A 21962-nucleotide genomic window follows, 5' to 3' on the forward strand; every position below is an offset into this window, starting at 1 on the left:
CCAAATCCTCTTTGTGTCAACTACCCCTACTGAGTTAAAACGTTTCAGTGGGGGCTTGAGTTAGAACGCTAGGTCTTTTCGTCTATCGCTAGACAGTTTGACGCTCTAGCATTCATGCCACCTTACGGTAACACCCCAAGTAAGTTTTTGGTTGGTACTGGCAACGAACGATTGTTTTCCCACTTGCACCACCCTTTCGAAAAAGAGCAATTCTTCCTTGCAGAAGAAGCCACCACTCAGATGAATCTGGCGTGTGCTACAAGCCCCGACAAATCGAGTACACATAGATGGTTGACGCACCCACTAAGCTATGCGCGAAGCAACAGCCTTACGTTTTTGCACTTCTAATAAAATCGGCGTTTTCACTTTGAGATTGTCGTCCAATTCTACAACTTTTGACTTTTGCAATGTATTCAATGCACCATTAATATCCGCATGGATACAAGTTCCTGCTTTACTTTGGTATAGACCACGAGTGATTCGTTTGCCACTAAAGCGATAATGGGTCCCATCATCCTTAGACCAAACAGGAATCCTATCTTTATCAAAAAAACTAGCTTTTGAAGTATAACTTTCTTCTTGTTTCAAAAATCGGATGCCTTCTTTTACACATTTATTCTCAATTGCTGCAATCAGTTTATGAAATGGGATTTGAACAAATGTTTGATTATTCTTTTTCCCCATATCAGATTTTTGTTTCCAACCAGCGTTATACCCTACGACAACCGTATCTATGTTGCACGCTTTCACTTTTTTAAACAACAGGCCTACAGTTTGTGAAATGTAACCATTTATTTGTCTTTCCCGTTTATGCCAAAGTGCAGCCATTTTATTCGTTACAACGCGTTTTGAAAGTCCATTTTCCATATTTTTCAGTTGCAGATTACGTATCATTTTGTTGAAGTACTGGTTAATAGATTTTAATTTTTTCCCATCAATTAAAAATGTATCACCTGTATTTGTTACACAACTTACTAATCTGTCTACACCTAAATCGCAACTCAAAGCGTTACTAGTAGTCGTGGATTGCCTCTTCATTTGAGGAACGTGCATTTCATATGTATAATGCACCTCAAAGAACCGACCTTTTTGCTTCGGTACAATCTCAATGTAGGAGATTTTTTTATTCCTTAAGTTTTTAGGCATACGTATTTTAATAGAACCGAATTTTTTTCTGAATGCCACATTCATTGGAATCATCCAATATCCGTTCTCATCCACTTTTGGCACTTGATAGATTTCAATAATTCGTTTGTCAGTGGAACGAGAATAATTCGGAAACTTAGGACGACCTGTGAATGTTTCAGGTTTTTTCTTCCACTGTTCCAACGCTTTAAAAAAGCTCTTCACTTCTGTAAATAAGGCTCTACGAATGGCTTGAACAGAGTTTGATTGCATGCCCCAGTAGTTCATATCGGCTTGCATGGCAGTGTCCACTTCTTTTACAGTAGCCATTTTATTATCGTTCAAATAACTTTGTTTAATGGTATACAATCCAACATTTCGCAACGCTTTTGAACTATGCGACATACGTTGCAGTAAGCGAAATTCTTTTGCAGTAAGGCAAGCTCGTCCAATATTCTGTTTCTGCGTGAATCGTTGCATGTTTTCTCTTTTCTTTTGTTTACGTAATACTTTCACCGCTTTCTTTTTAGCCATTGTTTTCACCGCCTTTCTTAGAGAGTTTATTAAAATTTTTACTTTTGGCTCAAATAACCAAGTGATTATGATTATCTAATTTCGTTCCCTTACGATATATTCCCTCCTTATCTAAGGGCAGATTATATCGTAAGACAAAAAGGAGACAAATATTCGCCCTCAAAAAATTGTTATGAACGAAACAAAAGAGTGCAACTTACCTTCTGAAGACAATTCATCTCCACCTGAATTGTTGGGTTTCACCCGTAACACAAATCAGATGGGGTCTTCTTGCCGAAAGGTATAAAAAAGTCTATTTGTGTCAAACTAACTTTGCAACGTCGCATAAAGTGAAACTTTAATCAATGGGGAGATTGTGCCGAATGAACAAAAAGAATTTCAAACAAAACAAAGCTACTGATGGCATTGATGTTGAGTTCTCTCGTGAACTCGCTGACCACAATGACTTAGAAGCAAACGCACGTGCAAATGCCGCCGATGCACGTCAACAACGCCAGTCAACAGAAAAATAAGGTGAATAACAACCTTATTCTTTTCAACAGGGACCTACTACCCAACGAAATAAACCGAGAGATATCTCTCGGTTTATTTTCTATATTTTTTTATATAATGCGCCAGAGTAAGTAGCGGATATATATGGGGATAGCTATGGTAACGAATATAAAACCCACCTGGTAAACCTGTTCCAGTAGGGTATTTTTCATTCATTTTAGGATTCGCAAGCAGATAGGAAATACCTTTTCGAATAGATGGTGTTTCATTGTCATAATAAGAAATGAGGGCATCTAATGCCCATGCAGTTTGTGATGGTGTACTAAATGGTAAAGTAACAAATCTTTTCTCCACGCTACTTTGGCAAGATTCTCCCCACCCTCCATCTTCATGCTGTATATGTTCTAGCCATAAAGCGGCTCGTTTCAATGAAGGATGATCAGAAGGAATTCCTAGTGATTGTAAACCAGTCATCACTGCCCACGTACCATATATATAACAAATACCCCATTTCCCATACCATGATCCATTTTCCTCCTGCTCATTTATTAACCAATTTATCGCACTTTGTTTTTGTTTCTCGGGCAATTCATTCTGCGTGTATGTTCCGAAAAACTCTAACACTCTCCCTGTAATATCTGGTGTCGAAGGATCAGTTATCATATCACTTGCATTCTCGATTGGTAAATTTGCTAATATACGGCTCGTTACCCCCTTTTCAAACGCTCCCCAGCCACCATCCTTATTTTGCAATCCTTTAATCCAATCAATCCCTTTCTTCCAAGCATCATCTACATTTTCGTTTCCTCTACTTCGTACCAATGCTCTTAAAGCGGCTGTTGTGTCATCTACATCTGGGAGTGTCGTATTCACATCAGAGAAGCCCCATCCACCCGGAGCAAGCATTGGTGCATGCACACTCCAATCAGTTTTTTTCTTATGCTGTTTTTTCAATAAATACGATGTCGCATTTCGAATCATCTTACTTTCTTGCGGCACACGAGCCTCTTGCAATGCATAACTAAGTAAAGCTGTATCCCATACAGTTGACGGAGAGTTTTGTAAATGATCTCCTCTTTCCATTTTCCATACATAAGATGTTATCCCCGTTATAGCCTTTTGAATAATTGGCGATTGAATCGAATGTCCTAATGCAAGTAAAGCGTAAATCATATAAAATGAAGCACTTGCGTAACTATATAACGTTCCATTTTCATCGATACGCTCTTTCATAAAACGTTCTACTTCCTCATATCCTTTATGATGTAAAGAAAGCGGATACGATATAATTTGTTTCACATCACTTACTAATGTTTGAAAGACTGGAGATCGCTCTTCTCGAAACCACCCTCCGCCCACGCCCGCAATATGACTTACATTCGGCAATAGTTTTTTTTCGACACGAAACCTTTTATTTAAACAAACCATCATTGGAATTAGATGGATACGTGCTGAGCTACTTAATTCAAATATGCTAAGAGCCGAATCATTCTGTAGAAACATAATCGGTGTTGGCAAATGAAAGAGTGAAGGATATTCATACTCTCCATGAATCGCTAATAAAAACTTCGTCATAAAATGAGCACGTGCCACTCCTCCGCGTTCTTTTATAAACATTTCTGCTCGTTTCATATTCGCATCTTCTTTTGTATATTTTTTTGAAGCAAGTAAGGCTGCATAAGATTGAATTGTAGCAGATAAATTACCACCCACTTCATCCTCATACAATTTCCATGTCCCTTCATTCGTTTGGAGTGCCGCTAATCTTTTCACAAACGGTTCTATCTCTTTATCTCTACCTAATAATTTTAATAAAAAAATCATATGGCAATCGGTTAATGGTGCTCCTTCAAAACAAAACCTCCATGTACCATCTTGCCTTTGCATCGTCTGAAGTGCAGTTGTTCTTCTCACTATTTCTTCTTGCACTTTTTCATATAATAACAAGGTATTCACCCACCCTTTCGAAATCCGTATAACGATATTCAAAAAAGTAGCCGAATATGTGTAAAAACAAAGAAAAGCAGAACACATATTATGTTCTGCTCATAAGCAATATCCCACTCCGACAATAACCCCTAATAAAGCACCGACTACTACTTCATACGGCGTATGTCCGACAAGCTCATTTAACTTCTTATATTCTGTTTGTCTACCGTGAAAAAACTCATTCAATATTTTCGCTTGTTTACTTACTGCAAGTCTTACCCCTGAAGCGTCATACATAACAATGATCGCAAAGATTGTAGCAACGGCAAATATGGTACTTTCCACACCTTCCACAACTCCAACACCTGTCGCAAGTGCTGTAACAGTTGAAGCATGAGAACTTGGCATCCCACCTGAAGCGAAAAACTTTGCAAAATCAAATTCACCCGTTTTAACTAATTTAAAGACTACTTTCGTTAACTGTGCGATAAACCACGAAATCACAGCAGCCATCAGCGGATCATTATGTACAATTGTTTCCATGTTCTCAGCTCCCTACTAGCTATAATGGAAATTCTATATAGTACCAGTATAAAGAAAAATGCGTAGAAAATACTACGCATTATGATACTTTTGCTGATTTATTTTTTATAAATTTCGGTTGTTTCTGCACTAAAAACTTTGTCTTCGCTACCGAGAATACAAATAAAGCAACCCATATACAGCTAAACGCAATCATATGAGTAGATGTGAAATGTTCTCCAAATACGAATACACCTAAAATTAAACTAATCGTCGGCGCAATATATTGTAAAAACCCTACCATATAAAGCGGAATGAGTTGTGCTCCTTTTGCGAAATAAAAAAGTGGTAACGCTGTAACAATGCCTGCTCCTATTAATAGTAACGTCGATAACATTGAAATAGATCCGAATGAACCAAAACCATGTGCTCCTGTCATAACGAGATAAATGAGCGCAAACGGCGTCACTAACATCGTTTCCATCGTAAGTCCTATTGTCGCATCATAATTTAACAATTTTTTCGTTAATCCGTATAACCCAAACGAAAGGGCAAGCGATAAAGAAACCCATGGAATAGATCCGAAACGTACCGTTAAAATGATAACCCCTACTCCAGCTAAGCCAACTGCAACATATTGCCAAAAGTTTAACTTTTCCTTTAAAACGACTGTACCAAGTAAAATACTAATAAGCGGATTAATATAATAGCCAAGACTTGCTTCAATGACATGATTATGATTTACAGCCCATATGTAGACGAACCAGTTTCCGCTAATCAAAACTGAAGAAATTGTTAATGACATTAATAATTTAGGTCGTTTAAAAAGATTCACGAACTCTCCCATAAACTGACGAAATCTCTTCGTAACACCTAATACGATTAACATAAAAGCGAACGCCCAAACGATGCGGTGCGCTAATATTTCATCTGCTGGAACTTCCTCAACCCATTTCCAATAGATTGGTAGTACTCCCCACATCGTATAAGCACCAGCCGCATATATAATCCCTTTTTTTTGCTGTGCTGATTGACTCCCCATCTTCCTTGTTCTCCTCTTTTCATTTTTCTCCATTATACGGTCTCACATGCTTACTTTACCAATAATCAATCTGCAATTCTTTCGACATTTCTTATACGGCGAAAAGTAAACATACCGTTACTACAACAAGTAACGGTATGCCAAAAACAAATTTCTTTTTATGAGTTTTATGGTGAAACATATACATACCAATCCAAGCCCCAACCGCTCCCCCAGCTGCCGCTGATAAAAACAACGTACTTTCTGGCGTTCTCCACTGTTTCTTCTTTGCTTTTCGTTTATCAAGCCCCATAAGGCTAAAAGCTATAACATTAATAATAATAAAATAAATCCATTTCATCGCTTTCTCTCCCTATGAAAAATTCGCTTAATGGTAACATGAAAAAACGATGGAAACAACTGAAGAACACTTTTTAGCAAACTAGTTTAATTCCTTTTTCTTAATTAGTTATCTTCATATTTACATAACCAATGAAAATTGCGATTACAGCTATTAAAAAGAAAGATGTTATGAGCATCCATTTATATTTCGTTTTCATTTCTTTCACCTACTGTAGCCATACCCTTGAAAAAGTTTCTCTCAATCTCTTTTTCATCAAAACGAAGAAATACAAATAAACCTACATATAAAGCAACCAAATTTAAAAACCATTCCCCGTTATCATCTTTCTTAGCTAGACATTTAAATATCTCTTGAAATTGCATACGTTCATCGGAAGCAACAACCGGGCGCACACCAAAATATTTCAATACGAGATGTAAGTTTAATTGCACAGATAATGATAAAATATATTTTAATAGCTCCGTATACTCTGCACTATCTTTTTGACTATACAACTTCACAAGCTTTTGATGTAAATTAGAAATCGATAATTCTTCGTCAGTCACTTTAGTTGCTTCTATCGCTTCAATCATCTTTTTCATATCCATCACATTCACCCCTTCTGTAAAAAACAAAGCCAAAGAGTATTTATCTTATAATCAGCAATAATTGCGCATTTCTTGTCTCTCGTTCTTCCTCACTAACTAAGTCAAACTTTTTTAGAAGATGAAAGACATCATTTAATATTTTCTGTGAATGATTACCTTGCAAAAATCCCTTTAATTCTGTAAAAATCTCCTCAGATAAAAACCCCTTCTGACTTTCAAGCTTATTCATTACATCTTCAATAGAATGATCAATATTACACGCCATACTAAACTTCCTCCTCTATCCTCTATAAATAATATCCTCTGCTAACGATGTAAACACTTCTCCAACAAGAGAATCTTCATCATATACAGATGAACCATTATTTTCTTCACGTTTTGCAAAAGGTATTTGGGCAATTACTTCTGTTTGCAATTGTTCTGCGAGCATTTCGCCGCCACCTTTTCCGAAGAGATAATTTTTCGACCCATCTTGTTCTTCATAATAAGCCATATTTTCCACTATACCTAAAATTTCATGATTCGTATGTTTGGCCATTACCCCTACTCTTGAAGCAACGAATGAAGCTACATTGTGCGGAGTTGTAACAATTATTTCTTTCGCCTGCGGGATCATCGCTGCAACATCAATCGCAACATCTCCTGTACCTGGTGGTAAATCAAGAAGTAAATAATCTAATTCTCTCCAGTGTGTATTCGCAAGGAAATTTTGAATCCATTTATTTAACATCGGTCCGCGCCACATGACTGGATTATTCCCTTCCGTAAAAAATCCCATCGACATAATTTTAACACCGTGACTAACGACTGGAATTGCTGTTTGATCAATCATCGTTGGTTTTTGATTCGTTTCCATCATAGCTGGAATACTAAAACCATATATATCTGCATCTAATATCCCCACTTTTTTGCCCATACGTGCTAAAGCAGTTGCAAGATTAATTGTCACCGTTGATTTTCCGACTCCACCTTTTCCGCTCGTTACAGTAATAAAATGTACACCTGAATCCGGGCGTAGCATACTCGGCATACCTGTTTCTGTTCTACTATTTTTCTTTAATTTTTCTGTTAGTGTAGCTCTTTCTTCTTGTGTCATAGAACCAAATGTTAAATCTACTTTAGAGGCACCAATTGCGTAAAGTGATTCTTCAATATCTTGCTGAATTTTTGCTTTTAACGGACAACCTTGAATTGTTAGTACTACTTCAAGTTTAACCTCTGTTCCATTCATTTGTATATTTCTAATCATGTTTAATTCTACAACACTTTTGTGTAACTCCGGATCCTCCACATGTTTTAAAGCGTTCATTATCTGTTCTTGAGTAAGCATAGAACTCATCCCTTCTCGTATTCGAATTTATATACAGCTTCTTATCGCTTCAACAGATGAAAGAAAGTCACCACTTTTCTCATCTGTTTTGAACTCCTTAAGTTTCTTAATAACTATCGCTATGAAAAACTATTCATGTTTTCCTGATTATCCCCCACTAACGGGCGGGATTAATGCGACTATATCTCCATCTTTTATCATCTCTTCACTCGTTACAAACTCTTCATTAATCGCAACCATTACTGTATCCAAAGATTGCAAATGATAACTTTCTTTCACCCGATCTTTTAATTGCCCAACATTCATTTCTTGTTTCTCTAAAATTACTAGTCGATCTAATCCGACTTCCTCACGCAAATTTGCAAACAATAAAATTGTAATCATTTCTCATTCTTCCTTCTTCGGTTTTCCTTCTGGATAAGGCGTATTCTCAAGTTGATCTCCAATCCACATCGTTCCATCTTCCCAAAATTCTTTTTTCCATATTGGGACGATTCGTTTTATACGTTCAATCGCGTACTCATTCGCTTCATAAGCTACTTTACGATGCGGTGATGAAACTGCAATGACTACCGCAATATCCATTATTTCTAGCCGCCCTACACGGTGTGTAATTGCTACTTTTGCATCCGGCCATCTTTCACTAATCTCTTCACCAATTCTCATAAGTTGTTTTACTGCCATCGGTTTATATGCTTCATACTCTAAATGTAGCGTTCGTTTTCCTTTTGTTAATTCTCTCACCGTACCAATAAATGTTGTAATCGCACCTGCTTCTCTTCTTGCAACCTTATTCGTAACGTCTTCAACTACAATCGGTATATCTACAATCTCAAATAGTGCTTTTCCCATTAGAACCACCTCTCACTTTACAAAACGACCAAGGCCATTCACTACCTTCGTTATCCTCCAACAAGAGAACATCTACGAACATATCTTTTTGATAACCTCTCGTTCCACCTGGAAGTACAATAAATATATTTGTCTCCGCTAGAGAAGAAACCGAGCTAGATTTATCAAACCCTGACGGATAAGCGGTTAATTGTCCTTCGTTATATGTCAGTTTTGCTCGTACAAACCTTGTAAATGGATTCGGCTTTAGAAAATCTTCTCCTAATAATGCTCTTTCTCTTTTTAAATGCACTTTTTCACTAAACATATACGTACGAATACACGGTCTTACGAATAACTCAAACCCTACATAGCAAGCAGATGGATTTCCCGATAAGCCAAATAATAGTTTGCCATTTAATTGCGCTACAGTCGTAACACTTCCCGGACGCATTGCAACTTTATTGAAAAGAACGTATGCACCTAACTTCTCATATATAGCTGGTAAATAATCATAATCTCCTACTGATACACCACCCGTTGTAATTAACATATCTACTTGGCTTAACGCTTCTTTCACAGCCGTGAAACATGTATCAAAATCATCGCTAAACTTTCCAAAATATTTTACTCTTCCGCCCGCTCTTCTAATTTGAGACAATATCATATACGTATTACTATTTCGAATTTTCCCAGGCTCTAATGACTCATGTACATCAAGTAATTCACTACCAGTCGCTAACAATCCAATTACAGGCTTTCTCGCAACTGGTACCTCGCTATAACCGAATGTGGCTAGAAGAGCTGAAATACCTGGATTAATGTATGATCCTTTCTTTGCAAGGACTGTTCCTTTCTGGGCATCTTCACCTTGAAAAGAAATATTATCACCCGTTTTGAACGGTCGTTTTACTTCCATATATCTGTTTCCAGCATTCTCATATTGACGAGTCAGTTCTAACATGACAATCGCATCACATCCTTTCGGAATTTGTGCTCCTGTCATAATTCGAACCGCTTGAAACGGCCCGAATTCTTCATGAAATATCGAGCCTGCTCCAATTTCTCCAACTACTTCAAATGTAGTTGGACTTTCATAGCTTGCTAATATAGTATCTTCTGCTCTAATAGCAAAACCGTCATACGGTGAACGATTGAATGAAGGTACATCATGGTCAGCTACTAAATCTTCCGCTAATATACGTCCGTAAGCTAATTCAAGAGGTAATAGCTCCTTTAAGCCCTTGTTAGCAAATCCCATCACATTACGAACAGCTTCTTCTACCGAAATTGGCACTCTTCTTTCCATTATCGACAACCCTTTCTATTAACCGAATACGCGATAATATAGTTGTTTCGCTTTCGGAATATCATTTGTACCATGAATAAAAACACGACCATCTTGAAAAATAACTACGCGGTAATTATCTAGTTGGCAAGATAGTAAATACGGATTCCGATTTACTTCCCCAAGTTTTTTTAATACTTTTTCAATATCATCAAAATTGTACTGTCTATTTTCTACCGATCTAATTTGAACGGTATTTCTTCCGCACAAAACAGCTACCTTCGTTTGGTTTTCGTATGATAAATAAGGATAAGTTCGATTCAAACCGCACGAAGGACAAGCGTCTGTTTTTATTTTCCCTAGTTTTATAAAATGATTTTGATTACTCCATATATCAAACATGAAAAATGTTTTTCTAATTGCTGAGAAATCTTCTACTAAAATTTTGAGTGCTTCTGCCACTTGATATGCCGCAACGATTTGAACAGCTGGACTAATAATCCCAGCCGTGTCACACGTCACACCTGTAACAGGAACATTCTTCAGTACACAATGTAAACACGGGGTTTTTTGCGGAATAATCGTATAACTCATACCGTATGATCCAACGCAAGAGCCATACACCCACGGAATATTATGTTTTTGTGATAAATCATTTATGACAAATCGGATATCAAAATTATCTGTTGCATCAATGATTACATCGACATTTTCTAATAAACCTTCCAAATTTACTGCACATGCATCCATTACGAAAGCATGTATTTTCACTTCCGAATTAATTTGTTCCAATCGATTTTTAGCAGCTATTGCTTTCGGAATTTTCCCTTTCGCATCTTCTTCAGCGTAAAGTTGTTGCCTTTGTAAATTACTCCATTCTACGTAATCACGATCAATAATCGTCAACTGCCCAATACCTGCACGTACGAAACTTTCTGCACTTGCACTTCCTAATGCACCCGCGCCTACAATTAACACATGTTTATTCCGAATTTTTTCTTGTCCTTTATTCCCAATCGGTTTGAACAACTGTTGCCGGGAATACCGCTCCTCCATTGCATACCCTTCCTTTCAAGAAATCTATTTCACTTTAGATACTTGTTTTTGATAACAAGCAAAGTAAGCAAATCCTACAAATCCAGCTCCTCCAATCACATTCCCAATAAAAACAGGAACAAAGTTCTTAGCAAGATCCATCCACGTTAGATGACCCGCAAAAATAACTGCTGAGATGACAAACATATTTGCTACTACTTGTTGAAATCCAATCACTACAAATGCCATAATTGGAATCCATATTCCGACTATCTTTCCGACCAAATCACTCGTCCCGTAAGCAAGCCAAAGTGCAAGGCAAACGAGCCAATTACAACCGATCGCTAAAATTAAAGTTCTCCCAAATGATTCATGCAGTTTTCCTTCCGCTATTGCTACTGTTTCATTTAAATAATCTCCTTCTGTTAATCCGCCAAGATGACCAAAACAATACGCAACGAAAATAGCTCCCACAAAATTCATAAAAGTAATCCAAACCCAGTTATTTAGTACACTTATCAATGTAATTTTCTTTGCATAAAGCGCCATTGACAGTGACATCATATTTCCTGTAATTAATTCTCCTCCTGCTAATACTACGAGCATAAGACCAATAGGAAACACTGCTCCTCCTAAAACATTCACTAAACTCCCCCAGCGATCAGGTAAGTTACCTAAGACTCGAATGTTAAGTAAAAATCCTAATGAAATAAACGCTCCTCCTAAAAAACCGAGAATAAGCATTGCTGGCAGCGTCTGACTTACTTTTTGAACACCGTCCTCAATTACGAGTTCAGCAATTTGTTCCGGTTTATGAAATGCCATTACCAATTCCTCCATTTTCTCCAAATAAAAAAGCAGCTTCAAAAAACCTCCTCAAAATAAAGGTTTTTGAATGCTGCTTAATTTCTCTGCACATCTTTTACAGAGACATCAATCATCACTTTTACTATAAAATAGAAAATCTACAATTCTTGTACACTCTCCATTTTTCACTATTATGTTAGCTTTATACATTAACCACCGATATGTGACATTTCAATTTTAGGCACTCTTTTTTTATTATCATTACTTAAGCGTTCCTCTGAATATCGATCTTCTCGGTTATTCCATATATCGCGTACGACATCTGTTATCTCCTCGTCAGTGTCTCCAGATCGAAGTAATTCTCTCAAGTCATTTCCTTTGGATGCGAACAAACAAGTATACAATTTTCCTTCCGCAGAAATGCGAGCTCGCGTACATGATGAGCAGAAAGCGTCGGTTACTGATGAAATGATACCTATTTCCTCATCACTACCTTTATAACGGTACCTAGTGGCCACTTCACCAGGATAATGTGCTTCTACACGTTCTAACGGCATAACTTTATGAATCGTATCTACTATTTCTTGTTTAGAGACGACCTCTTTTAACTCCCAACCGTTATAGTTTCCAACGTCCATATACTCAATAAAACGGAGAATATGTTTATTTTCTTTAAAGTATTGCGCCATTTGCAAAATGTCTTGTTCATTTTTCCCTTTTTGAACAACCATATTTATTTTAATTTTCATACCAACTTCAGCCGCAGCCTGTATGCCTTCAAGAACTTTTTGTACTTTGCTTCTATTCCCATTTAAATAGAAAAAGCGCTCTTCTTCTAAGGAATCTAAACTAACTGTCACACGTGATAACCCCGCTTTATATAAATCAGGCGCAAATTTTTTAAGTAACGATCCATTTGTTGTTAAACCGATATCCTCCACACCGTCTATTTTATGAAGCCGCTCAATAAGCTGCGTGAGACCTCTTCTAAGCAACGGTTCTCCGCCTGTAATTCGTAACTTTCTCACACCTAAAGAAACGAAAATACGTGTTATCCTTTCAATCTCATCAAAAGATAAAATTTTATCATTAGACAAAAACGAATAATCAGGACCAAATATTTCTTCTGGCATACAATATCGGCACCGGAAATTACAACGATCAGTAACTGAAATACGTAAATCCTTTAACGGACGGTGCAATTTGTCTAATGTAACTGATTTCATCTTTATTGCCTCACTTCTACTTATTTTATATTTAAAACTCGCTCTGGATGCGTATATACATTTAATGACTGATTACGAATAAACCCTATTGTAGTAATACCTAATTCCTCAGCTAACTGTAAGGCTAACTCGGTTGGTGCTGATTTTGACAAGATAATTTCACAACCAATCTTTGCAACTTTCAATAATATTTCCGAAGAAATACGACCACTGAAAACAATGATTTTATCTTTTATCGAAATATTATTTTTTAAACAATAACCGTAAATTTTATCTAGCGCATTATGTCTACCGATATCCATTCGACTTAAAATAATACCATTCACATCGCACAAAGATGCATTATGAACCCCGCCCGTATGACGAAACGTATCCGCAGATTCCTGCATTTCATTCATTAACCGAAAACAATCCCCGGCAGCAACCTGTACATGGATACCATTCATTTTCTTTGCGCTTAGTGCATCATTTGCGAAAACAAATCCTTGTCTACTCATACCACAACACGAGGTAATATAACGTTTGTTTTGCATTTGTTCATAATATGGGTTTACTTTTGTCGTCGTTACATGTACAAACCCTTCTTTCTCCTGTACCCATATGTCATCAATATCTTCATACTTCCGAATGATTCCTTCAGATGCTAGAAAGCCTATTACCATGTCTTCTATATATTCTGGAGTACTAACCATTGTAACAAACTCCTGTCCGTTCATTTTAATCGTGACTGGAAACTCTGTTACAATGCTGTCCTCTATATGCTTAAATGCCCCTTGTTCATAACGGAAAACTTCTCTTTCTACCTGTATCGGTTTCACGATCAGTACCCTTCCCTCACGTTATATTTTTATCAAAAACAAACACAGAAACTGCGATATCTTCTTCTACTTTCATATCTGAAAATAGATTCACTAATTTCGCTCCAACAAGTTCCTCCAAATGTTCACCTGGATTTGCAGCATATACTTCTTGGATCATTTTCGTTCTAGCCATATGAACCATTTCCGCACCATCCATAGTACTTGAAATAAATTTTTCAGTAGGTGTTAAATTTCCATAAAGAGTTGCAATAGCCATATTTTCAGCAAATACAGTATGAATTCGTTCTGGTCCTTTTCCGAAAAGTTCCTTTCGAAGTTTTCGTATCATATCGTTAAATTCATGTACTTTTTTTGTCATACAATCCTACCCCCAAAAACACTCATTTTACTTTCATATATATTTTACCAAAAGGACCCTTTCATCCAAACTATTTTGCATAAACATTTGGACGAAAAGGTTCACTTTTTGAAGCTTATTCGTCTTTTAATCCTTTACCCATACCTTTTAAGAAATGAAGACCAAACCCAATAGCCCGATTAATATCTGGATCTTTTAATACTTTCATAAGATCGAATATCCCCACTTTTTTATTACTTTCTAGATGTTCATTACCTTCTTCCAGTCCTACTAATAAACTAGCTATAAGTTTTTTCGTAAGTTCTGGGTCAAGTTCTGTTAAAGCACCTGCAGCACCCATCATATTATTAATTAAATTTGTAACGGGTTCACGAGTTACTTGACCGAGGACAATCTTTGCGATCGGTTCTTTCGCTTTCAGCATAGAATTTGCTGCTTCTAGCATACCAATATCATTCAATTCCCCTACTATATTAAACATTTGATTTAGAGCTTCCTCATTATTAGCTAGAAGTTCTTTTAAATCATCTAACTTTTGCTGTTTTATTTCTTCTTCAGTTCGTTCTTGTTTTTGGATCGTTTTAATAGGTGCAGCCATATTCTTTTCTCCTCTCTACTTATCCGTTAAATGCACATACCCCGGACGGGCCCACTTACGATTAACCTCAATACCAGCTTGAGGATGACGCTTTTTATTTCGTGGGTTCGCTTTTGGCATCGGATTTTCGCCATCAACTTCTAACACTTCCATACGCACTTTCGTTTGTTTATAAGCAGGTGTACTCGTACGTATGTCAACTGCAGGACCTGTTAAGAAATTAATTGCCGATTCATTATCTGTAGAGTTCATTGGTAAATATAACTCGTTCGCTTTTACACGGTCTGTTACAAGTGCACGTAATTTTAATGCTCCAAAAGGAGAAACAAGGCGTACTAATGAACCTGTTTTCACTCCACGTTCTTTTGCAAGTTCTGGAGAAACTTCAACGAAAACGCCAGGTACTTTCGTTTGAATACCTGTTGATTTATTTGTCATATTCCCTTCATGGAAATGCTCAAGCATACGACCGTTGTTAATGTGAAGGTCGAACTCAGCTGGGAATTCAGCTGGACGTACCCAGTCAGCAATCGCAAAACGAGCTTTTTTATCTGGGAAGTTAAATCCATCTTGGAAAAGTAGTGGTGTATTCGTTCCATCAAAACTTCCCCAATGGAAACTATTCCAACCTTCCAGCACTTCATAATTTGCTTGTGAGAATAGTGGTGATAAACTTGCCATTTCAGCAAAGATTTCACTTGGATGGCTATAATTCCAATTTGCACCTAATTTATTCGCAACCTCCTGCACGATCCACCAGTCTGGCTTCGCATCTCCAAGTGTAGGAAGAACTTGATATAGTCTTTGCACACGGCGCTCTGTATTTGTGAAAGTACCTTCTTTCTCAAGAGATGGTGCTGCTGGTAATACAACATCGGCATATTGAGCAGTTTTAGAAAGGAAGACATCTTGCACAACGAAGAAATCAAGACTTGATAACACTTCATGTACATGGTTCGCATTAGAGTCTACAAGAGCCATATCCTCTCCGACAAGATACATAGCCTTCATTTTCCCTTCGTCAATTGCGCGAAGCATTTCAATATTATTAAGACCTGGTTCACTACCAATTTTCACTCCGTAAGCCATTTCAAATTTCGCACGTTCCATCTCGTTCGTAACGTGCTGATATCCTGGAAGCCATCCTGGTAAGGTCCCCATATCACAAGCACCTTGTACGTTATTATGGCCTCGAAGTGGATATGCACCAGCACCTGGACGACGATAATTCCCTGTTGCAAGAAGTAAGTTTGAAATCGCAGCGGAAGTATCAGATCCACCTGTATTTTGCGTTACACCCATACCCCAAAGAATACATGTACCATCTGCATCACGAATCATTTCAGCCATTTGAATAAGTGTTTCTTTTGAAATGCCTGTCACTTCTTCTGCATATTCAAGTGTATATTCTGTAAGACTCTCTTTGAAATCTTCAAAGAAGTTTACATTCTCATTAATAAATTGTTGATCATGCCAACCTTGCTCAATCATATATTTCGTCACAGCCATTAACCAAACTTGGTCTGTTCCTTGTTTTGGGCTAATAAAGATATCAGAACGCTCTGCCATTTCTGTTTTACGAAGATCAGCTACAATTAGCTTTTGTCCGTGCAACTTATGCGCACGTTTAATACGCGTAGCTAAAACAGGGTGACCTTCTGTCGGATTACATCCTACAATAATAACAAGACCAGATTGTGCAATATCTTTAATCGTTCCTGCATCACCGCCCATACCAATTGTACGGAATAATCCGTCCGTTGCTGGCGATTGACAATAGCGTGAGCAGTTATCAATGTTATTCGTTTCAAACACTTGTCGAGCTAATTTTTGAATGACATAATTGTCTTCATTCGTAATTTTAGAAGAAGAAATAAAACCGATAGACCCTTTACCGTACTCTTCTTTTATAGAGCCTAATTTATTCGCCACTACATTTAATGCTTCTTCCCAAGTTGATTCAACAAACGTTCCATTTTTACGAATTAAAGGTTTCGTAATTCGTTCTTTAGAATTTACGAAATCCCAACCGAATTTTCCTTTTACACAAGTAGAAATTGCGTTAACTGGCGCATCTGAAGATGGCTGTACTTTAAGGATTTTACGCCCCTTCGTCCACACTTCAAATGAACAGCCAACACCGCAAAATGTACATACTGTTTTCGTCTTCTTCGTACGAGTCTCGCGCATGGACGCTTCTACTTCGGATATTGCGAAAATACCGCTATATCCTGGTTCTACTTCTTTAATAAGATCGACCATCGGTTCAAGAATATCTGGCTTTAATCCCGTCATAAATCCTGCTTCACCGAGCATCGATTTCTCCATTAAAGCATTACAAGGACAAATTGTTACACATTGCCCGCAACTTACGCATGAAGAATCATTTATATCTACTCCATCGTCCCAAATAACACGAGGACGTTCAGCTTCCCAATCGATAGATATCGTTTCATTTACTTGTAAGTTTTGACACACCTCTACACATTGACCACATGCGATACATTGATTAGGGTCATAGCGATAAAACGGATGAGTCATATCAACCTCACTTACATCAACTTTTGGCTCGTAAGGATATTTTTGATGCTCAATCTCCATTAATTCTGCAGTATTATGCAATTTACAGTTCCCATTATTGTTGTCACATACCGTACAGTATAATAAATGATTTTCTAATAATCGATCCATCGCCTCTGTTTGTGCTTCTTTCGCACGAACAGAAGTACGTTCAATGTTCATACCTTCCGTCACTACTGCCGAACAAGAACGCATTAACTTTCCGTCAACTTCTACAATACAAGTGTCACATGTTTGAATAGGATCTACTTCTGGCACGTAACAAATTTGCGGATGTTCAATCCCGTTTTCATTAATAACACCCAATATCGTTGATCCGGGCTCCGCTGTATACTTTTTTCCGTCAATTGTAATATGAACCATGTTGTCATTCATGGTCTTTCCCCCTTTTTGAGAATAAAAAAAACTCCACCACGAAAATATACGCACCACATTTTGGGTACGCTATCATCATGGTGGAGTAGTTTATTAGCACATCTTGCTAAAATACCAATCCATTTATTCATAAATAAAACGATAGATTCATAACAGGTCATATCACGATTCCATCTTTAACACTATAATTATAGCGTTTAATTTTAAAATATACAATATAAAATTTAAGCTATGCATATGTCTGCATGCAATTATCCATAATAACCCATATAAAGTGAAACTAACTCCACTTATTACAAAACAACTAAACAAAGATTTAAACGGATTAATCCACAAAATTCAAAAACAGCAACTTGATCCATTCGGATTTAGTGATTATACGAGAGCATTTCACTATAAAGAGTGGAAAAAGGTTGAAGATGATTGGCCTAGTGCTTTTTCAAAAGCTAGTGTGAAAGTAACACCTACTATCAAAACTTTAGAAAGTGGTATTATTAAATAAGAAAAAACACTCTATTTGCTCTTATACGTTCAAAGAGCAAATAGAGTGTTATCATTCGTATTTTGAAACTTCCTATACAGTCACGCTTCAGTTTCTTTTTCTTCGTTTTCCGCCTGTTCCAATCTTTGTTGCTCTGCTATTTCAGCTGAAATCATCCCGTAATAAATTTCTGGATATAATCCAAATATTTGATATACACTTCCTAAAAATGGCATCAGAATCCCTCTTTTCTAAAGTTGTATTGCCACTCTTAAGGATTCCCTTTTCATTCATTATACATTCGTTTTTGGCGATTCTTCTTCATCGTGAACGTGTAATAAATTTTGCCACTTTTTATACGGTGCACTATTTGGATCCACATACCCTTTCGCATACGAACGATCCCACAATTGTTTAATAAACATTTCTTTTTCTTTCTTTGCAACCATATCGGAACCTGTACCGTAATAGTTTTGGAAATACAGCTCAATTTCATCAAGGAATAACCTTAATAATTCATCTGACGTTTCTTCTAACGTCGGGTCATATTTCGCTTCACGGTCATACATTAAAATCATATCTAATAGATTGTGAACATGTTCTTTCCTAAGCCATCTTACATCTTGGGCTCCTAATACGAACGGATGTGTATATAAATGTCCGCCTTGTATCATAGCTTTTTCTTGTTCTTCTTCAAACCTGGACAAGATGTTTTCATAAATAAATGGATTATGAAGTAATGCCCGGTGTAATTTATAACTTTCATTTGAAATATTTTTCCCCATCGACTGAATGAGAAAGCTTCTTCCAACTCCGTTATATTGATACACAAACTGTCCATCAACAGCAACTAAACTAATCCAGCGATACATATACGCATACAATAGCGCTCGATTACATTTATCATAATCTAACTTCGTTTGAGTCGCATTCAAATCTGGCATAAAGGCCGGTAAGTGCCAATACTTATCTAAATGCGGCGTTAAACTAGATTTTTTACTATTTAATTTGTTTACGCGTCGATAATACGATTGGAAGTAGTCACCTTTATCATTCATAAACCCGTTCGCAATATGCCCTGATGATAATTTCGGAAAGTCTTGCAGTGATAATCCGTAATGCGCCCGATAACAGATTACTTCAAATGGTGAAAAAGCTTCATGTACTGTATCTTTTTCTTTAAACATTTCTTGAATTAATTCCTCTTGTAGCTCTTTCTTTAACGAAGGATGTATACCCCAATATTGTAATTCCCTATGATGTGCAACTTTTGGAACGAACGGACTTGCTAAATGGAACAGGTCTTCAATTTTTTCACGAACGTATTCATCACGATCACGCTTCTTATAATCTGCTTCTTTTCGTAACGCCTCAACGATATTCAGCTCTAATTTATCACGATAGCGTACTTGCAGTTCATCATAACAATAGCTCAGTATATGCTCGCGGTAGAAATCTTCAACCTTTTTCGACTGGATCTCTTCCGTTTTCGCATCCCGGCAATATTCTCCGTACAAACTCATATAAATTTCCGCTGATATATCTTTCGGTAATACACCTAAATTTAAATGTTGTTGCATATCTTGCCAAATCTTTTCTTGCAACTTCTCTTCAGCTAATACGTATACATTCGTTGGATTTGTTTTCCCTTCAAACTCCTTACTTCGTTTTTGAATTTCAAACAATAAATTTTCACGTGTTTCATGTAAATTATCAAAAAATCTTTCCCAATATTGAATCATTTTATTAACCGCTTGGTATAGCGATTGATACACAAGTTCTAATAACATTTCTTTACGATATTCATTTAATTTGTGTACATATTGCGTTACGATGTCTTCAAATTCTTTTTTGAACAAACGTTGCTGATTATTAACCATTTTTCCAAACCAGCCTTGTTGCTGAGCAATTTCAACGCGGCGAACAGCCGTTACCGTTCCATCAATATTACTCACATTAAATTTCTTATCGTAGTTTTGAATTAAATTACGCTTTTGTTCATTATTCTCATGTAACCGATTCATTTTTTCTACTAACTGCTTTCGAATTTCATATAACATAAAACGCGCTGCTACCGGATGAACGGGATCTGTTTTCTTTAAAAACCACGTATTTAATTGATAGGACTGCCCTTCAGAACCACTTGGTGAAAAACGATCTGATTCAATCATGTCATATAATAGCGTCGTTACATGTTCATGTACACGGCTCGGAATTGCATACGCATATAAACGCACCGCATGATCAACTCTTGCTACTTCACCTTTCATTTGTTCCATCATTTTCAGTTTCGCACCCGATATTTTACACTCATGTTGCAGGCGGTTTAATTCTTCATCTTTTTGCACTGTACGGTGTACATAGCTTTCGACAGCCTCTAAAAACAACTTAGACTTTGCGACACCGACCTTACCACCCTCTGCTCCTTCACGTGTTTCATTGTACATTTGTCTATAGAAAATATGAGCTTGTTCTGGACGAGTAGCAAGATGTTCTAAATCTTCTAAATAACTTTTACCACGCTCTGGTTTTTCACGCTGCATACCACGTTTTACATCTTGATCGTATCTTTGCTTCTTCTCTTGAAACAGTTGATCTAAATGAAGCCACGATTCATCTAAACCTTGCACAGCCCATTTTAAAGCACAATATTTTAACACATGTTCATATGGATAAATGAGCTTTGCCGTTCCTGCCCCGCAATATCTACCTTTCCCACTCGATTCTGCCAATTGCTGAATTTGATTATCCTCTTGTGCAAAATGACTTGTAGACATTGGACTGAATAACTGTAAATAAATCGTATTTGTCATTTGCTCCATATAATCCGATAAATTGTGTAAATGATGCCCATGTAAATTTTCATAATCGTATAAGAAACAATAATTGTATGGTAAATGGTGCTGTTTAATCGTATGATTCGTTCTTCCATCCTCATCCACTTGATCAGGACGGTATTCTAATTCAATTGTTACACCACCACGTTTTGATAATTCCCCAGTAGAACCGAGTGTAATAGCGTGCAACTCTTTCAAAGACGCGTAGCCATTCGCTTGCACAGTTTCAAATTCTTTCGCACTAACCGTCCTCGTCTTCACTAAAACATCCGGCATTAAAAACGCACCGCGAATTAAAATGTTATGATGCTGCAATTTCTTCCGAAGCATTTCACGTAAATATAATGCGATTTGTAGAAACATCCCTGAACCTGTTCCACCTGCTAGCGACGTTACAATAATGACACGCACACCATATTCTGTCTGATCACTTGTAACCGGAAAAATTTTCTCAATTTCTTGCCAAAAAGAAGTTAATTTATCTTCCTTCATCGCAGCACGTAAAGCTAACCGGGAAATGACGCGCAACTGCCCCGCCCCTTCTGTTAACGGTTTATCCAGTATAGTCGGGTCCATCGGAAACCACTCTGGAATCGTTGGATCTCCCGCAATGTACTCTCTCGGTGTTTTACTCGAACTCGTTTGCGTCTTAAATTTCCGAATATGATCAAATTTACTCAATGTATTCACATCTGTATCAAATACATGCATCGCTACCTTCTTACGACGTTCTTCTGGTAATTTTTCATATATTTGATGTGTCACAGTACTACCGATTCCACCTAAACCAATTAATATCGTTGGAACTTGTAATGTCATGT

General features: G+C 37.1%; 21 protein-coding genes and 1 pseudogene. 2 read left to right on the forward strand and 20 right to left on the reverse strand.

Features of this window, described 5'->3' with window-relative positions:
- Positions 1 to 303 precede the first annotated feature (303 nt).
- Positions 304 to 1659 carry an RNA-guided endonuclease TnpB family protein gene (locus COI75_RS21495; protein WP_098448631.1) on the reverse strand — a complete coding sequence of 452 codons (1356 nt, stop codon included), beginning with the start codon at positions 1657 to 1659 and terminating at the stop codon, positions 304 to 306.
- 362 nt (positions 1660 to 2021) lie between these two features.
- On the opposite strand from COI75_RS21495, the gene COI75_RS21505 reads away from it, so the two are divergent.
- Entirely contained in the window at positions 2022 to 2171 is a 150-nt protein-coding gene (locus COI75_RS21505) for a YfhD family protein (protein WP_001035809.1), read from the forward strand.
- 73 nt (positions 2172 to 2244) lie between these two features.
- Here the strand turns inward: COI75_RS21505 and COI75_RS21510 are convergent, their stop codons facing one another.
- The 17 genes from COI75_RS21510 to fdhF form a co-directional block, all read right to left on the reverse strand.
- The gene (locus COI75_RS21510; protein WP_000928167.1) at positions 2245 to 4098 is read right to left on the reverse strand and encodes a terpene cyclase/mutase family protein; all 1854 of its coding nucleotides are present in this window, start codon (positions 4096 to 4098) and stop codon (positions 2245 to 2247) included.
- A 99-nt stretch (positions 4099 to 4197) separates the two neighbouring features.
- Positions 4198 to 4623 (reverse strand): divergent PAP2 family protein, encoded by a 426-nt coding sequence (locus tag COI75_RS21515; protein ID WP_000448002.1) that lies wholly within the window; start codon positions 4621 to 4623, stop codon positions 4198 to 4200.
- Between the two features lie 79 nt (positions 4624 to 4702).
- Positions 4703 to 5644: an EamA family transporter RarD gene (gene rarD, locus COI75_RS21520; RefSeq protein ID WP_000535557.1), complete on the reverse strand. Its 942-nt coding sequence runs from the start codon at positions 5642 to 5644 to the stop codon at positions 4703 to 4705.
- A gap of 91 nt (positions 5645 to 5735) precedes the next feature.
- Positions 5736 to 5984, reverse strand: coding sequence for a DUF1294 domain-containing protein (locus COI75_RS21525; RefSeq protein ID WP_000871328.1), 249 nt, complete (start codon positions 5982 to 5984; stop codon positions 5736 to 5738).
- 182 nt (positions 5985 to 6166) lie between these two features.
- Entirely contained in the window at positions 6167 to 6574 is a 408-nt protein-coding gene (locus COI75_RS21530; protein WP_000367282.1) for a hypothetical protein, read from the reverse strand.
- A gap of 40 nt (positions 6575 to 6614) precedes the next feature.
- Positions 6615 to 6839 (reverse strand): hypothetical protein, encoded by a 225-nt coding sequence (locus COI75_RS21535; RefSeq protein WP_000752370.1) that lies wholly within the window; start codon positions 6837 to 6839, stop codon positions 6615 to 6617.
- A 15-nt stretch (positions 6840 to 6854) separates the two neighbouring features.
- On the reverse strand, positions 6855 to 7904 hold the full coding sequence (locus COI75_RS21540) for a P-loop NTPase (protein ID WP_098448632.1): 1050 nt from the start codon (positions 7902 to 7904) through the stop codon (positions 6855 to 6857).
- A 147-nt stretch (positions 7905 to 8051) separates the two neighbouring features.
- The gene (gene moaD / locus COI75_RS21545; protein WP_000628481.1) at positions 8052 to 8288 is read right to left on the reverse strand and encodes a molybdopterin converting factor subunit 1; all 237 of its coding nucleotides are present in this window, start codon (positions 8286 to 8288) and stop codon (positions 8052 to 8054) included.
- Positions 8289 to 8291: 3 nt separating this feature from the next.
- Positions 8292 to 8756, reverse strand: coding sequence for a molybdopterin synthase catalytic subunit MoaE (moaE, locus tag COI75_RS21550; RefSeq protein WP_000513565.1), 465 nt, complete (start codon positions 8754 to 8756; stop codon positions 8292 to 8294).
- Complete coding sequence (locus tag COI75_RS21555; RefSeq protein ID WP_098448633.1) at positions 8737 to 10044, reverse strand: molybdopterin molybdotransferase MoeA; 1308 nt, start codon at positions 10042 to 10044, stop codon at positions 8737 to 8739. Before COI75_RS21555 ends, moaE begins: the two co-directional genes overlap by 20 nt.
- An 18-nt stretch (positions 10045 to 10062) precedes the next feature.
- Positions 10063 to 11079: a molybdopterin-synthase adenylyltransferase MoeB gene (locus tag COI75_RS21560; RefSeq protein WP_000392753.1), complete on the reverse strand. Its 1017-nt coding sequence runs from the start codon at positions 11077 to 11079 to the stop codon at positions 10063 to 10065.
- A gap of 24 nt (positions 11080 to 11103) precedes the next feature.
- Complete coding sequence (locus COI75_RS21565; protein ID WP_000864004.1) at positions 11104 to 11883, reverse strand: formate/nitrite transporter family protein; 780 nt, start codon at positions 11881 to 11883, stop codon at positions 11104 to 11106.
- Between the two features lie 191 nt (positions 11884 to 12074).
- Positions 12075 to 13091, reverse strand: coding sequence for a GTP 3',8-cyclase MoaA (gene moaA / locus COI75_RS21575; protein ID WP_000844112.1), 1017 nt, complete (start codon positions 13089 to 13091; stop codon positions 12075 to 12077).
- A gap of 20 nt (positions 13092 to 13111) precedes the next feature.
- A complete protein-coding gene (gene fdhD / locus COI75_RS21580; RefSeq protein ID WP_000802698.1) occupies positions 13112 to 13909 on the reverse strand; it encodes a formate dehydrogenase accessory sulfurtransferase FdhD in 798 nt (265 codons plus the stop codon).
- Positions 13910 to 13925: 16 nt separating this feature from the next.
- On the reverse strand, positions 13926 to 14270 hold the full coding sequence (locus COI75_RS21585; protein ID WP_098380824.1) for a DUF2294 domain-containing protein: 345 nt from the start codon (positions 14268 to 14270) through the stop codon (positions 13926 to 13928).
- A 115-nt stretch (positions 14271 to 14385) separates the two neighbouring features.
- Entirely contained in the window at positions 14386 to 14868 is a 483-nt protein-coding gene (locus tag COI75_RS21590) for a DUF1641 domain-containing protein (RefSeq protein WP_000729915.1), read from the reverse strand.
- A gap of 15 nt (positions 14869 to 14883) precedes the next feature.
- Entirely contained in the window at positions 14884 to 17823 is a 2940-nt protein-coding gene (gene fdhF, locus COI75_RS21595) for a formate dehydrogenase subunit alpha (protein ID WP_000999395.1), read from the reverse strand.
- 274 nt (positions 17824 to 18097) lie between these two features.
- Between fdhF and COI75_RS21605 the strand changes: the two are divergent.
- Positions 18098 to 18325: pseudogene (locus tag COI75_RS21605) on the forward strand (Ger(x)C family spore germination C-terminal domain-containing protein); the annotation flags it as partial.
- Positions 18326 to 18405: 80 nt separating this feature from the next.
- On the opposite strand, the gene COI75_RS21610 reads toward COI75_RS21605, so the two are convergent.
- Both COI75_RS21610 and COI75_RS21615 read right to left on the reverse strand, forming a co-directional pair.
- Positions 18406 to 18540 (reverse strand): hypothetical protein, encoded by a 135-nt coding sequence (locus COI75_RS21610; RefSeq protein ID WP_001116172.1) that lies wholly within the window; start codon positions 18538 to 18540, stop codon positions 18406 to 18408.
- 57 nt (positions 18541 to 18597) lie between these two features.
- Positions 18598 to 21960, reverse strand: coding sequence for a tubulin-like doman-containing protein (locus tag COI75_RS21615; protein WP_000175125.1), 3363 nt, complete (start codon positions 21958 to 21960; stop codon positions 18598 to 18600).
- Positions 21961 to 21962 lie beyond the last annotated feature (2 nt).

Origin of the sequence: Bacillus cereus, from assembly GCF_002564555.1 — a bacterium.
Classification (GTDB): domain Bacteria; phylum Bacillota; class Bacilli; order Bacillales; family Bacillaceae_G; genus Bacillus_A; species Bacillus_A cereus_K.